Origin of the sequence: Bradyrhizobium guangdongense, from assembly GCF_004114975.1 — a bacterium.
Taxonomy (GTDB): Bacteria; Pseudomonadota; Alphaproteobacteria; order Rhizobiales; family Xanthobacteraceae; genus Bradyrhizobium; species Bradyrhizobium guangdongense.
Map to the genome: position 1 here is coordinate 638,844 of NZ_CP030051.1, position 14,676 is coordinate 653,519.

12 protein-coding genes are annotated in these 14,676 nt (G+C 63.0%); 6 read left to right on the forward strand and 6 right to left on the reverse strand.

Annotated features, from left to right (window positions below; all coding sequences use genetic code 11):
- Positions 1 to 47: 47 nt before the first annotated feature.
- Positions 48 to 1,268 carry a citrate/2-methylcitrate synthase gene (locus X265_RS03030; protein WP_128963582.1) on the forward strand — a complete coding sequence of 407 codons (1,221 nt, stop codon included), beginning with the start codon at positions 48 to 50 and terminating at the stop codon, positions 1,266 to 1,268.
- A gap of 38 nt (positions 1,269 to 1,306) precedes the next feature.
- Here the strand turns inward: X265_RS03030 and X265_RS03035 are convergent, their stop codons facing one another.
- Positions 1,307 to 1,966, reverse strand: a complete 660-nt coding sequence (locus X265_RS03035) for a DedA family protein (RefSeq protein WP_128963583.1) — start codon at positions 1,964 to 1,966, stop codon at positions 1,307 to 1,309.
- A 296-nt stretch (positions 1,967 to 2,262) separates the two neighbouring features.
- Between X265_RS03035 and cobS the strand changes: the two genes are divergently transcribed.
- The 5 genes from cobS (at position 2,263) to X265_RS03060 (ending at position 8,327) form a co-directional block, all read left to right on the forward strand.
- Entirely contained in the window at positions 2,263 to 3,261 is a 999-nt protein-coding gene (gene cobS / locus X265_RS03040) for a cobaltochelatase subunit CobS (protein WP_092293052.1), read from the forward strand.
- 62 nt (positions 3,262 to 3,323) lie between these two features.
- Complete coding sequence (gene cobT, locus X265_RS03045) at positions 3,324 to 5,228, forward strand: cobaltochelatase subunit CobT (protein WP_128963584.1); 1,905 nt, start codon at positions 3,324 to 3,326, stop codon at positions 5,226 to 5,228.
- Complete coding sequence (locus X265_RS03050; RefSeq protein WP_128963585.1) at positions 5,225 to 6,295, forward strand: esterase-like activity of phytase family protein; 1,071 nt, start codon at positions 5,225 to 5,227, stop codon at positions 6,293 to 6,295. Before cobT ends, X265_RS03050 begins: the two co-directional genes overlap by 4 nt.
- 236 nt (positions 6,296 to 6,531) lie before the next feature.
- Positions 6,532 to 7,644: an NADH:flavin oxidoreductase/NADH oxidase gene (locus X265_RS03055; RefSeq protein WP_128963586.1), complete on the forward strand. Its 1,113-nt coding sequence runs from the start codon at positions 6,532 to 6,534 to the stop codon at positions 7,642 to 7,644.
- 272 nt (positions 7,645 to 7,916) lie between these two features.
- Entirely contained in the window at positions 7,917 to 8,327 is a 411-nt protein-coding gene (locus X265_RS03060; protein ID WP_128963587.1) for a hypothetical protein, read from the forward strand.
- 266 nt (positions 8,328 to 8,593) lie between these two features.
- Here X265_RS03060 and X265_RS03065 read toward each other — a convergent pair whose 3' ends face one another.
- From X265_RS03065 to rpmB, 5 genes are all read right to left on the reverse strand, one after another.
- Positions 8,594 to 8,845: a PilZ domain-containing protein gene (locus tag X265_RS03065; protein WP_128963588.1), complete on the reverse strand. Its 252-nt coding sequence runs from the start codon at positions 8,843 to 8,845 to the stop codon at positions 8,594 to 8,596.
- A 218-nt stretch (positions 8,846 to 9,063) separates the two neighbouring features.
- Positions 9,064 to 10,401, reverse strand: coding sequence for a T6SS phospholipase effector Tle1-like catalytic domain-containing protein (locus X265_RS03070; RefSeq protein WP_128963589.1), 1,338 nt, complete (start codon positions 10,399 to 10,401; stop codon positions 9,064 to 9,066).
- Between the two features lie 104 nt (positions 10,402 to 10,505).
- On the reverse strand, positions 10,506 to 13,022 hold the full coding sequence (locus X265_RS03075) for a S8 family peptidase (protein WP_244659381.1): 2,517 nt from the start codon (positions 13,020 to 13,022) through the stop codon (positions 10,506 to 10,508).
- The gene (locus tag X265_RS03080; RefSeq protein ID WP_128963591.1) at positions 12,970 to 13,989 is read right to left on the reverse strand and encodes an AAA family ATPase; all 1,020 of its coding nucleotides are present in this window, start codon (positions 13,987 to 13,989) and stop codon (positions 12,970 to 12,972) included. Before X265_RS03080 ends, X265_RS03075 begins: the two co-directional genes overlap by 53 nt.
- A gap of 208 nt (positions 13,990 to 14,197) precedes the next feature.
- Positions 14,198 to 14,503, reverse strand: a complete 306-nt coding sequence (rpmB, locus tag X265_RS03085; RefSeq protein ID WP_128963592.1) for a 50S ribosomal protein L28 — start codon at positions 14,501 to 14,503, stop codon at positions 14,198 to 14,200.
- Positions 14,504 to 14,676: the final 173 nt, after the last annotated feature.

Genomic DNA, 14,676 nt, shown 5'->3' on the forward strand with positions numbered 1-14,676 from the left:
GTTCGGGTCTCTCGACAGATTGATCAATCTTGATTACATCAATCAATATGAAAAATTCGGAAGGCCTCTACCTCTCCGCCCGTGAAGCGGCAGCCGAGCTCGCGATCTCGCCGGCCACGCTCTACGCCTATGTCAGCCGCGGCCTGATCCGCTCCGAGCCAACCCCGGACTCGCGCAAGAACCGCTACCGCGCCGAGGACGTGCGCGCGCTGAAGGAGCGGCGCGTGCCGTCGCCGGAGCCGCGCGGCCTGCGCAGCTTCGACGCCGATTTGCCCGTCATGGATACGGAGATCTCGACCATCACCGAGGAGGGCGCGATCTATCGCGGCGTCAACTGCGTCGATCTTTCGGAGCGTGACACGCTGGAGCACACCGCGACGCTGCTCTGGGACGTCGCCGACGTCGATCCCTTCGCGCCCGACAACCAGCCGAAGTTCTCCGACGAGATGCGCGCGATTGCGGACGCCGCGCGCCGCGCTGCGCCGATCGATCGCGCCATCGCCGTGCTGGCGCTGGCGACCAGCGCCGATTCCCGCGCGTTCACCCGCGCACCCGATGGCCGCGCCATGGTCGGCGCACGCATCGTCCGGCTGCTTGTTGCCACGATGCTGAATGCCGAACCGTCATCCGAGCCGCTACATCAGCAGATCGCGCGCGCCTGGGCTCCTGACAACAAGCACGCGCCCGACCTGATCCGCCGCGCGCTGGTACTGCTGGCCGATCACGAGCTGAACGCCTCGACATTCACGGCGCGCTGCGCGGCCTCGACCGGGCTCAGTCTCTACGATGCCGTCATCGCCGGTCTTGCCGCGCTGAAAGGTCCGAAGCACGGCGGCGCCGGCGTGCTGGCCTCGCAGCTCGTCAAGACGCTGATCGATCGCGACGTCGAGCCGATGGTGCGTGAGCGCGTGGCGCTCGGCGAGCGCTTTCCCGGCTTTGGCCATGGGGTCTACAAGCGCGGCGATCCCCGCGCGCAATCGCTGTTGAATGCCCTGGCGCGCGCCGGCGCGCCGCGCAAATTCACCAAGGAAGTGCCGGAGCGGATCGCGGAAGCGACCGGCGAGTTCGTCAATATCGATTATGTGCTCGCCGTGCTCGTGCACGCGCTGCGCCTGCCCGTCGGCAGCGAGCTCGCGCTGTTCGCGATGGCCCGCAGCGTCGGCTGGATCGCGCATGCGAGCGAGCAATTACAGTTCGGCAAGCTGATCCGGCCAAGGGCAAGGTATGTGGGACCGGCGCCGGGACGGCGGACGGGGGCTGCGGGTTAGAAAAACCGGGAACGCGCCATGCCTGCCGCTGTCGTCAACTAAGCCCGCGGCTTGGCCGTCGCGGCGATGCCATTTTGTCGGCGGTGGTACAGCCAAACGCCGAAGCCGCCGACCACCGCCGTCGCCACCACGGTCAAGATCCAGATATGCTTGCCGACGTGATCATGGTGGTGGAGCCCGGCATATTCGTGCAGCGCAGAGACCGCGAGCACGCCCGGCAGCACATGGGCCGGCGCCCAGACCAGGATCGCCGGAATGTTGACCGCGTAGAATTTTGCCGGCGCCATGTCGAGCGCACCGGCGGTCACGGGCACGAAGGCGCGGATCGGCGGCACGAAGCGGGCGAAGAACACGGCCCAGGTGCCGAAGCGGTGGAAGAAGCTCTCGCTCTCCTGCACCACGCGCGGATAGTTGCTCAGCGGCCAGGTGTTGAGAATCTCGCGCTGCTGCCGGTGTCCCAGCCAGTAGGCCGAGCCATCGCCGAGCACGGCGCCGATGGCGGCCGCCAGCAGCACCCATTGCAGCTTCAGCTCGCCGCCGGGAACCAGGGCGCTCAGCGCCAGGATGATGGTCGAGCCGGGGATCACTGATCCCACCACCGGCACCGCCTCGAGCAGCGCCGCCAGGAACAGGGTCAGGTAGGCCAGCCACGCGTGGACTGAAACGAAGGAGATCAGGGGATCAAGAAAGGACGTCACGAGGTCTCTGTAGCGGGCTGGGGCATTCGGGTTCAGACCCTACATAAGTAAGGTTGAGCGATGAAAGTGCCACCCGCTTGGGCAGGGCGTCGCCCCGGGGCGAAATTTGGGCGAGATTTGCAGGGCAGCCTTCCCAAAATCGCGTTCCTTGCCTATCTAAATGAAAAGACAACGGAACTTTGATTGGGGCGCAGGCTTCTGCCGGCACGTTGTCTCTGATAGGTTCGCAGCCGCACCCAGCCGCAGCCAACGTGCAAATAACTGGTCTCGGGATCGCCCGGGACCTCGGAGGATTGATGACGACCGCCGCCATGTCCAAAGTTGAGGAAGTTTCCGGTTTGCCCGACATGAAGGTGTCGGTGCGCCAGGTGTTCGGGATCGACAGCGATCTCGAAGTGCCGGCCTATTCCGAAGTCGATCCTCACGTGCCTGAAGTCGATTCCGACTACCGCTTCGACCGCGCCACCACGCTTGCCATTCTCGCCGGCTTTGCCCGCAACCGCCGCGTGATGGTCACCGGCTATCACGGCACCGGCAAATCCACCCATATCGAGCAGGTCGCCGCCCGCCTGAACTGGCCCTGCGTGCGCGTCAACCTCGACAGCCACATCAGCCGTATCGACCTCGTCGGCAAGGATTCCATCGTGGTCCGCGACGGCAAGCAGGTCACCGAATTCCGTGACGGCATCCTGCCCTGGGCGCTGCAGCACAACGTCGCGCTGGTGTTCGACGAATACGACGCCGGCCGCCCGGACGTGATGTTCGTGATCCAGCGCGTGCTGGAAGTCTCGGGCCGCCTGACGCTGCTCGACCAGAACAAGGTGATCAAGCCGCACCCGGCGTTCCGCCTGTTCGCGACCGCCAACACGGTCGGCCTCGGCGATACCTCGGGCCTCTATCACGGCACCCAGCAGATCAACCAGGGCCAGATGGACCGCTGGTCGATCGTCACCACGCTGAACTATCTCAGCCACGACGAGGAAGTGGAGATCGTCCTGGCCAAGGCCAAGCACTATCGCACCCAGGAAGGCCGCGACATCGTCAACAAGATGGTGCGCCTTGCCGATCTCACCCGCAACGCCTTCGCCAATGGCGATCTGTCGACGGTGATGAGCCCGCGCACGGTGATCACCTGGGCGGAGAACTCCGACATCTTCGGCGATATCGGCTTCGCCTTCCGCGTCACCTTCCTCAACAAGTGCGACGAGCTCGAGCGTCCCCTGGTCGCCGAGTTCTACCAGCGCTGCTTCAACGCGGAGCTGCCGGAATCGGCAGTCAACGTGGCGCTCAGCTAAAGTTCGAGATCGTTCCGGCCCCGTGCGCAATCGCGCACCGGCTGGGACGACGGTGAGATCAGATGAGCACCACCTCCAACTCCAAATTCCGCAACACCAAGGAAGCGCCGACCGAACCGTTCAAGCGCTCGGTCGCCTCCTGCCTGAAGGCGATCGCCAAGACGCCCGAGCTCGACGTGTCGTTCGCGGCGGAGCGCCCGGGCCTCGCACCGGGCAAGGCTCGCCTGCCGGAGCCCGCGCGCAAGATGACCAAGCGTGATGCCGCGATCGTGCGCGGCCATGCCGATTCCATCGCGCTCAAGATCGCCTGTCACGATCCCAAGGTGCATCGCAAGCTGATGCCGGGTAATCCGCAGGCGCGCGGCGTGTTCGAGGCGGTGGAGCAGGCGAGGGTCGAGGCGATCGGCGCGCGCCGCATGGCGGGCGTTGCGAAGAACCTCACCGCGATGCTCGACGACCATTTCCATCGCGGCAAGTTCGACGAGATCACCGACCGCGCCGATGCGCCGCTGGCCGATGCGCTGGCCATGCTGGTGCGCGAGCGCCTGACGGGTCTGGCGCCGCCGGCGGCTGCAAGGAAGATGGTCGATCTCTGGCGCCCGATCCTTGAAGACAAGATCGGCAAACGGCTCGACCGGCTCGACGGCGTGGTCGAGGACCAGACCAAGTTCGGCGATGCCGTGCACGACCTCCTCACCGCGCTGGAGCTCGGGGACGAGCGCAATGCCGACAGCGAGGACAACGACGACAACGACGAGAACCAGGACGGCGACAACGATCAGTCCGGCGCGGAGGGCTCGCCCGATTCCGATGCCGCGCAGGAGATGAGCGCCGATCAGGCGCAGGCCTCTTCGGAAGAGATGAGCGAGAGCGCGATGGAAAGCGCGCAGGCCTCGACCTCGGACACCTTCGACGACGGCGAGCTCGGCGACGACGAGACGCCTGGCGAGGCGACGCGTCCGAACCAGCACGGCAAGAACGAGCCGCGCGGGCCGGAATATCACGCCTTCGCGCCCAAGTTCGACGAGATCATCGCCGCCGAGGATCTCTGCGACCATGACGAGCTGGAGCGCCTGCGCGCCTATCTCGACAAGCAGCTGGCGCACCTGCAGGGCATCGTCGCCCGCCTCGCCAACCGCCTGCAGCGCAAGCTGATGGCGCAGCAGAACCGCGCCTGGGAGTTCGACCTCGAAGAGGGCATCCTCGACCCCGCGCGCCTGTCGCGCGTCGTCACCGATCCCTATCATCCGCTGTCCTTCATGCACGAGAAGGAGGCGACCTTCCGCGATACCGTGGTGACGCTGCTGCTCGACAATTCCGGCTCGATGCGCGGACGGCCCATTACGGTCGCCGCCACCTGCGCCGACATCCTCGCCCGCACGCTGGAGCGTTGCGGCGTCAAGGTCGAGATCCTGGGCTTCACCACGCGCGCCTGGAAGGGCGGGCAATCGCGCGAGGCGTGGCTGGCCGCCGGCAAGCCGGCGAATCCCGGCCGCCTCAACGATCTCCGCCACATCATCTACAAGTCAGCGGATGCTCCGTGGCGCCGTGCGCGGAAAAATCTCGGCCTGATGATGCGCGAGGGCCTGCTGAAGGAGAACATCGACGGCGAGGCGCTCGACTGGGCGCACAAGCGCCTGCTCGGCCGGCCCGAGCAGCGCAAGATCCTGATGATGATCTCGGACGGCGCGCCGGTCGACGATTCCACCCTGTCGGTCAATCCCGGCAATTATCTCGAGCGGCACCTGCGCCACATCATCGAGGAGATCGAGACCCGCTCGCCGGTCGAGCTGATCGCGATCGGCATCGGCCATGACGTGACGCGCTACTACCGCCGCGCGGTGACGATCGTGGACGCCGAAGAGCTCGGCGGCGCCATCACCGAAAAGCTCGCCGAACTGTTCAGCGAGACCAACACGGCGCCCACGCCAGCCCCCAGTCGCCCGCGACGCAAATTGCATTCGTGAGCACACATCAATCCCGCCGCTTCTTTCTTCGTCACGCGGCGGCGGGATTTTCCACCCTCGCTCTGTCTCGTTCCGCGCTGGCGCAGGCCGCGCCGAAACCGGCGCAGGCCGAGCACACCGTCACCGCGCCTGTCGGCATCGAGGTCAACGCGCGGCCGATTCCCAATTTCGAGCCGCGCGATCGCGCGCGCGTGCGCTTCGGCGCCCTGCAATATCGCAGCGGCCTCGTCCTGACCTCGCCGCATCGCGGCTTCGGCGGCCTCTCGGGTTTCCGCTTTCTCGATGATAAGGGCGAGCGCTTCCTTGCGCTGTCCGACCAGGGCACCTGGTTCACCGGCACCATCCGCTACGCCAACGGCAAGATGGTCGGGCTCGACGACGTCGAGGCCGCGCCGATGCTGAACAGCGAGGGACGGCCGATCACCGAGAAGCGGCTCTGGTACGACACCGAGTCGCTCGCGCGCGACGGCTCGCTCGTCTATGTCGGGCTCGAGCGCGTCAACCAGATCATGCGCTTCGATTTCGCGCGCGGCGGCACCGGCGCCCGCGGCGAGGTGGTGCCGACGCCGTCCGCCATCCGCAAGCTGCCCTACAACAAGGGGCTGGAGGCACTGGTGTTCGTGCCCCGGGACATGAAAAGCCAGCCGCTCGCGGGCACGCTGATCGCGCTATCGGAAGGCGGCTTCGACGCCGACGGCAATCTGATCGGCTTCCTCGTCGGCGGCGCCTCGCCGGGCCAGTTCAGCGTCAGGCGCACAGACAAGCAGTTCATCAGCGACGCCGTGCTGCTGCCCTCGGGCGAGCTCCTGATCCTCGAACGCAAATTCTCCTGGTTCACCGGCATCAACATCCGCATCCGCTCGATCCCCCTGAAATCGATCGCGCCGGGCGCGGTGGTCGACGGCCCCGTCTTGTTCGAGGCCGATCTCGGCCACGAGGTCGACAACATGGAAGGCATCGACGCCCACGTCACCGCCGAGGGCGAGACCGTGCTGACCATGGTTTCGGACGATAATTTCTCGATGCTCCAGCGCACGCTGCTGCTGCAATTCACGCTGGTGGATTAGGGCGGCCTCTCTCTCCCGTCATTGCGACGAGCGCAGCGACGAAGCAATCCAGAATCTTTCCGCGGAGGCAGCCTGGATTGCTTCGCTGCGCTCGCAATGACGAGTGGAGACGGCCAAAACCCCACCCGCAATGCATCCCCGGCGCGCGGCCATGCTCCGCGCGCATCTCGCAATTCGCGGCTCGCCCACTAAACTTCATGCAATCGCTTCCATCCCTCCCAGCCGGATTTCCCCGCATGAGTGCCCTGTTTTCCCCGATCAAGCTGCGCGGCCTCACCCTGAAGAACCGAATCGTGGTGTCGCCGATGTGCCAATATTCGGCCGAAGACGGCGTGCCCACCGACTGGCATTTCACCCACATCAACAATCTGGCGCTGTCGGGCGCTTCGATGTTCTGCATCGAGGCGACCCATGTCGAGGCGATCGGCCGCATCACGCCGGGCTGCCTCGGGCTCTACAGCGATGCCTCGGAAGCCGCGCTGAAGCAGATCCTCACTTCGGTGCGCAAGCATTCCTCCACCGCGATCGCGATGCAGCTCGCCCATGCCGGCCGCAAGGCTTCCAGCGCGCGGCCCTGGGACGGCGGCCAGCTCATCCCGGTGAGCGAAGGCGGCTGGCAGACCGTGGCGCCGTCGGCGATCCCGCACAAGGACGGCGAGGCCGCGCCCACAGCGCTCGATGCGAGCGGCCTGAAGCGCATCCGCGAGGCCTTCGTCGACGCGGCGCAGCGCGCGGAGCGCATCGGCATCGATGCGATCGAGCTGCACGGCGCGCACGGCTATCTCCTGCATCAATTCCTCTCGCCGCTCTCCAACAAGCGCACCGACGAGTATGGCGGCTCGCTTGAAAATCGCATGCGCTTCCCGCTCGAGATCTACGACGCCGTCCGCGCGGTCTTCCCGCACGACAAGCCCGTGGGCATGCGCGTGTCGTCGACCGATTGGGTCGAGGGCGGCTGGGACCTCGCGCAGACCATCGAATTCGCGCGCGCGCTGAAGGCGCGCGGCGTCGACTGGATCGATGCCTCCTCGGGCGGCGTCTCGCCCTTGCAGAAGATCGCGCTCGGCCCCGGCTACCAGGTGCAGTTTGCGGAGGCCATCAAGCGCGAGACCGGCCTGCCTGTCATGGCGGTCGGCCTGATCACGGAGCCCAGGCAGGCGGAGGAGATCGTCGCCTCAGGCAAGGCCGACATGGTCGCACTCGCCCGCGGCATGCTCTACGACCCCCGCTGGGCCTGGCACGCCGCCGCCGAGCTCGGCGGCGAAGTCGAGGCGCCGCCGCAATACTGGCGCTCGCAGCCGTCCACGCAGAAGGCGCTGTTCGGCAAGACCACGTTCGGCGCGCGGTGATCTTTCGTTCACCTCTCCCCGCCTGCGCGGAGAGGTCGGAATTCGCGCTGTAAGCGCGGATTCCGGGTGAGGGGGTACAGGTGCGGCGGCAATCTCATGCGTGGAGAGAGCCCCTCACCCCAACCCTCTCAGCGCGAGCGAAGCTCGTCGCGACCCCGTAAGAGCGGGGAGAGGGAGCAATAGACCTCACCCATCCGTAAAATCCCTCAGCTTCCGCTCCGGCCAAAACGGGCCTAACCTCATGGCAAGCTCAACGCCAGCCGAGGTGCGTCATGCGTTATCCTGTCCGCAAAGCTGCTCACATCTTCGAGCGTGTCGGCCTCGCGGTGGCGGGCGCGGCGTGCGGATTGTTCGTCGGCGCCGACGTCGGATCGGCGATTCCCCAGCTCACCACGCAGGGCTTCCTGCTGCTGATGATGCTGCTCGGCGGCATCGGCTTCTATCTCGGCATCGACACGCCGCAGATGCCGTTCGACGACGCGCACAGCCATATCGACGCCGCGGAATTCCTCAGCGCCGCCGGCACCCTGTTCGCCACCGTCACCGCGTTCGTCTCCGTCGCCGTCATCGTGCTGCGGCTCGAGCCGCATATGAGCTTGAGCTGGTTGACCCTGTTCGCATGGATCGCCGGCGTCGCCATGCAGATCATCGCCGGCGCCAAGGCCAGGATGCGGAAGGTGTAGGGACTGTTCGCTGTTCGAGAGATAACGCCACACGCACACTGCGTTCCCTCCCCCCTTGTGGGGGAGGGCTAGGGAGAGGGGTACCCCACGACGTGCTCTATCGAGTTAAGCCTCGTCCCGTTATCGCCTCTCGCTCGCAACCAGCACCATTTGCTGAGCCACCCCTCTCCCCAACCCTCCCCCACAAGGGGGGAGGGAGCCGAGCGGAGTGCTGGGCTACGTCCCCCGGTTCACGATGGTGAAAGTCAGTCCCGCCGCTGCCCGTCCTAAAACACCACGCCCACCCGCGTGCCGCGCTTCCAGGCGATGCGGCAGCGTTTCTTGGTGTTGACGTGCAGCAGCTCGAATCGATCGGGGATCTTCACCTGCCCGCCGAGATCGACGCAGGCCCCGCCGGGCGAATAGTCGATCAGCGTGCAGGGGATCACCGGCGCGCGCGGGTCGGTGATGATCTTGGCCTGGCGGGACACCAGGCCTGCGGGTTTCACGCGGGCGAATCTGCGGGGAAATTGCGGCACGTCTCCTCCACTCCGCTGCTCTTTCTCGCGGTCGGATTCCCAGCATGCACGAAAGGTGATGCGATCACGCTAAAGCGGGCCAGAGAATTTTAATGAAAAGTAGCGGCGGCTGGAGAAAGCGGCGGTAGCGGGGTGGGGGAAGCGCGCAATTGCATACCGGCCAGGACGACGCTGGTCGTGTGGCGCGAGCCTGCAGCCTCACTCCGCACATCCCCCCGTCACGCCCCCGCCATCACCCCGTCCCGCTCCCCGCCCGCCGCCAGGTCCACGCCCGGTGGCACCGGCATCGGCACCGTCACGTAGCTCTTCGGCATGTTCACCGGCCGATAGGCCGCATCCACCGCCATCCGCTTCAGCACGCTCTCATGCACATGCGCGCCTTCGGGAATGACGCGCGGCTCGCAATCGGGGATGTAGAAACCCGCGACCACCTTCCGCTCCGGCCATTCCTTGTAGGTCGCGCTCTTCGGCAGAAATTCCAGCACGCGCCAGGCCGCGCTCATGGAATCGTGCAGGCGCGCCGCCTCGCCAGTGTAGGCGGGCCCGACATATTTGAATGGCGAGTTCTTGCGCGGGATGCCCCAGGCGAGCTGGTTCACGGTCGCCGGGTTGAAGTTCAGCCCCGCCTTCGTCGCCTCCTCGATCATCCAGATCAGCGGCCATTTCGATTCCGCGCTCTCGACCTCCGGATAGCCGCCGCCGACGTCGCAATGCACGCCGGCGAACCACACCTGCAGGATGTCCTGCGGTACCTTCTTCTCGTCAGGCACGTAACGGTGGCTCCAGTACTCCTGCGGCTCCTCGTATTGTTTCAGGCGGAACATGCAGCGCCGCTCGTCGATCGCGATCGCCTGGCGGAAGATGGCGACGCTCGGGTTGCGCAGCGTGAAAGCGAGCTCCTCCAGGCTGAAGACCAGGAAAAAAACGTCGCGCCGCGGCACGATCACGCTCGCCACGGTGTCCCAGACGCCGATGAAGTGGATGGTCGGCCAGCGCGTCGAGGTGATGCGCGCGAACTGCGCGGCGAGGTCGAAGGCGTCCTTCGGCAGCGGCCCCTGCTCGTCGACCGCGATGTCCTTGAGGTCCTCGACGTCGTTGCCGTGCCCGGTCCCGGAATATTGCTTGTAGGCGACGAGCCCCGAGCCTGCGAGGTTCGCCTGCTCCGGCGAGATCAGCCCGACCTTGTGGATCAGCCCCGCCAGCACGCGCACCGTGTAGGCGCCGCGCGAAAAGCCGAACAGATAGATCCTGTCGCCCGGTGCGTAATGCTCGACCAGGAAGCAATAGGCCGACAGCGTGTTGTCATCGAGCCCGTAGCCGGTGGCGAGCCCCAGCACCAGCTTGATGTTGGCCTTCCACCTGTTCCAGGTCGACGGCTCCGTCACCGTGCCGACCCCGGGATCGTAAAACACCATCTGCCGCGGCGACGTCTTCTCGGTCTTGCGCAGGCAGCGATAGAGCTTCAGGACGTTGGAGATGTTCTCCGAAATCTCGTTGCCGGTGCCGTCACAGCAGATGACGAGATTCTTGGACGTGGGGTTGGCCGAGTGCTCCATGGGATGCGCCTCCGGGTGATGCTACCGGGGCGAGTATAGCGGAATTGGAGCAGTAATTTCCATGTGCAGCCGACAAAATGCCGAGTAGTTATTACAACAGCTTTTTACGTCCCAACAGCGACCTTTGGCTTAATGCCGACACGGACACTTATTTCAGCATAAACCTCTTCAATTCCTGGCATCTCCACAGTTGCCACTACTGCATAAGGAATTGTTTCGTCTAGCTCATCAGGTTCTCGTTGAACGACGAGTGACAGAACACCATTCTCGTTTACCACGCCGGCCTTCACACCCGTCCAGCGCCTGTGAATGACTGTCCCACGATGAGATTGGTTCACGTCCGGTTGGTCTTTTGCCGCCGCAACTCCCAGAATTTGCAGGTCGACCGGATCAAGAAGCTTCAATCTTGCCCCTCGATATTTAGCCGCACCGATTCTAGGTGGAGCAAACCAACTAACTGTCGCCGCGATCTCGTGAGGCTGCGCCTTGCCTGAGATCGCTTGAGGCAATGGGATCGAAAATACGTGTCCTTGGTCTCGCGCTAAGCTTCCAACAGCCCACAACGTAGCACGGTCAGCCGCACAATTTAGAGCCATGCCAGCTCTTATAGCGCCAAACCCAAGGTACCTTCGTACATTATCTTTTTGCCTGACATGCTTCTTTGGGTCCGCCGGACCAAGAATTTCAACTATTAGGTCTCGCGCACCAGTCCATTTCGCGCAATGAACGAGAAGGGCCTTAAGGAGTAGAGCGCGATGCGAGCCGGAGATCGCGAGGAAGTCTTCATAGGTCGCTTCGAGAGCCTCATGCGCGCGAGCGGCAAGTCCCGTCGTCAACGCAGCGGCTACGCTCGTCCCAATTGTTCGGCTAGTAGCTCCCATATTCGGAGGAGCTGGCGGAACCGCAACGCGAATGCCTCCAAAAGAGATCGCGCCGATACCAAGAGGGGTGAGACGATGGCCGCCGCCGGCTGGGGAGAGGCGGACGTGATGACGTCCGCCCTGCATCACAATATCCGGTTTGGTCGCGCCACCGTAACCAGGTCCGAGTGCGCTAGAGACATTGGGCAAGCCTGTGCTCGCCCAGACGTCAAAGATTGATGCAGGAAGCTGCGGAGGGACAGGGTGAGCATCCCCATGTAGGCCGCCGACCGTAAGTGCATTCATCGATTCGGCTGGCGAAAGTAATCGGCGGGCCATTATTGAAAGCCCGCTTGCGCGAAGAGCAGTCTTAGCCTTGTCGACGGCACCCAGAGCTTCAAAGGCTACCGTACCAATATTAGCGGTTTCTAGATCGCCGAATTGATTGCCAGCACTCACTATGAAAAGAACGCCATAGCGGAATGCCAAGTAGTCCAGGACCCGCGCCCATCCTGACATCCGGCTAGAAAATGGCTTATTTCTATCTCCCAACGATATATTCACAATGATGATGTCTGGCGCGGAAGGATTTTGACCGTTCTTCATCCGAACGATTGCTTCATGGACTAGATCCGCAGGCAGTCGATTGGGAAATCTTTCATCGCTGCCCGGGGTCCCGGGCGCATACATCACGTTAACGAAGTGGATCTGGCGATCGAGAGGTGGCCAATCATTTGTGTTCAGATCTCCGTGCAAAGCCGCAGAGGCCATTGCAGTGCCGTGCATGCGTGGACCGACCGCGAGGCCTTCCAAATTGAAGATGTCCTCGATAGTCAGGCGCCCTATGAGCAAGGGATGTGCCGCAAGCGGTACTGCGTCGAACACAGAAGCGATTGGAGAGCCTTGTGGGACGGCGCCAGTCTGTACTTGGACGCCCTCTTGCACATCAAACACGGTGCTTTGTGGGATACTCTGAGGGCGAATGTGAAGAATCGTCTCTTCCGCAACTAAGCCTGCGTCACCTAAGGCAATGATGCGGAGAAGCTCTTCTTGTGGCACCTGAACTAATAGCGCGTGATATCCAGCTCCTACTATACGGGTGGAGGATATTATTTCTCCGTCAACTGCTTCAACCGCTCGACGGGCAGAGGCTTCAGCAGCTTCTCCGGCATTTCTAAACACCAATTCTATTTCAAGACGTACTCTTCCTTGAGCATCGGCATGCTCAAGTGCAATCACCGAGAGGTCCTCGGGAGTTACTCGATCCCGCGGTCCCCACGGTCGAATCGCGCGGAGTTGAACGAACAGCTGACGCCAGGGAGCGAAGCCCGAAGGTAATTTTTTATCGTCGAGCCAAATGCGCCATAATGAAAGCATTTCGCGCAAGGCTCGAGCGTCTGGAATGAGTAGATACAGAACCGGATTCTTGTCTTCTTCGTCCTCGAGCAAATCTTCCGCGCCAATGAATTCGAGGCCTGGGATGCGCGCGGCGGCGCGTGCAAAATTGTTTACATCGCCAGTTAATTCGAAGACGAGCAGACGTTCTGGGGCCATACCTTGAGGGTCGGCGCGCAGCTGCAGCGGATCGCGGTTCTGATCAAACGCATCCTGTAGCCGTTGGAATTGACGTGCCGTGTCGCTGTCCCGCTGTTGCTTCAGCGTGAATTGCCGTGGTGACATGAATCTCGACTTGCCACCTTGCCGTTTATCAGGCTCGGGTTCGTCTAACCTTAGAAGCGGGCGTTCTGGAATTTGTGCCATCAGTATCCGGCTTTAATCGTGAGCTCCACAATTCCAACTCACTGGCAATGACTTGCTTAAATGATTCGCTGCCTTGCGCGAGTATATGGCGCCTGCGCACGTTTTGATAGAAGTCTAAAATCTCGGAATAGCTCGTAGGCTTCAATTTTTCAGCAATCAGCTTTGGAGAGAGGTCACGTCCCTCAGGTGCCGAAGCAAGGCATCGCTGTAGGAGCCGAGTCGACCGCGACAGGTCTGGTGCAGGCATATCAATGCGAAGCTGGAAGCGTCGCCATACGGCTCGATCTAGCAGTTCGGCATGATTGGTTGCCGCTACCGTAATGACGTAGCTTGGAAGTTGGTCAATCTGCATCAGAAGAAAGGAGACAACTCGCTTAATCTCTCCAGTCTCGTGGACGTCTCCGCGCTCTTTACCGATGGCGTCAAACTCATCGAAAAGCAAAACACATGGCGTCGTTCTTACATAGTCGAAGAGCCGAGAAAGTCTGGCGTTAGTCTCGCCGAGGTAAGCTCCTACGAGCGCGTCATATCTAACTGTCAGGAGCGGAAGTGCGACGGCTTCGGCAATTGCTTCGGCCAATGATGACTTACCGTTTCCGGGGGGGCCGGCTAGCAAGATGCGGTGACGCGGTTGCCACCCTTGAGCGCGCAAGAGGTCTGCCCGATTTTGCTCCTCGATCAATTGCTGGGTGAGCCGCTCTGCGGGGAGCGAAAGGATTAGATCGCCTAAGCTTAGTCGAGGAGTCCGCTCGACTATGAAATCGCGGCCGCTCGATTGTGGTCGGGCCATCTGGTTGGATGTTGCAACGGGAACTGACTGCAACGCACGCTGCAACCTATCCGCAAGGATGTGATGGCTTCTCGCGCGCTCCTCCGCGACGATCGCTTCGACCGTCGAGGTTACGGAGGAACGATCACCTGCTGCACCGGCACGTACAAGGGAGACGAGAAGGTCGCTGCGAGCCATTCTGTGTGCACCTAAGTGTCGAGGTGAGCATTATCGACTGTAACACGCCATCCGAATAGTCGGGAGCGCCTTCGTTTTCGGCTCGAACTCTTGAGAACCCCCACAAACAAAAACGGCCGGATCTTCCGATCCGGCCGCTCACGCAAAACTCTACTCGGCTAAGCCTACGCCACGCGACGCAACCTAGCCCCCGCCCAACTCTAAAATCTCAGCTGGCCTTCTTGATCGGCGCGTCGCCGACCTTCTTCTCGATGGCGCGCTTCAGCTCGACGGCGCGAGGCGACAGGGTGTCGGTCTTGGCCTTCAGCAGATAGGCATCGAGGCCGCCATTGTGGTCGACGCTCTTCACCGCGTTGGTGGAGACGCGCAGGCGCACGTTGCGGCCCAGCGCTTCCGAGATGAAGGTCACGTTGACCAGGTTCGGCAGGAAGCGGCGCTTGGTCTTGATGTTGGAGTGGCTGACCTTGTGGCCGACGAGGGGGCCCTTGGCCGTCAGTTCGCAGCGGCGAGACATGGTAGAAATCCTTATCCTGTCCCCCAACGATTGCGGCCGCCATTCGGGGCGCCACGGGGGCTAATTCTTTCGTCCTTGCAGGGAGCGGGCGGACGTATAGGGGGTGAGGGGCGGGTAGTCAAGGATTTGGGGTGGGGATCGTGTCCTGCAACATGCCCCACGAGCGGTGTCAT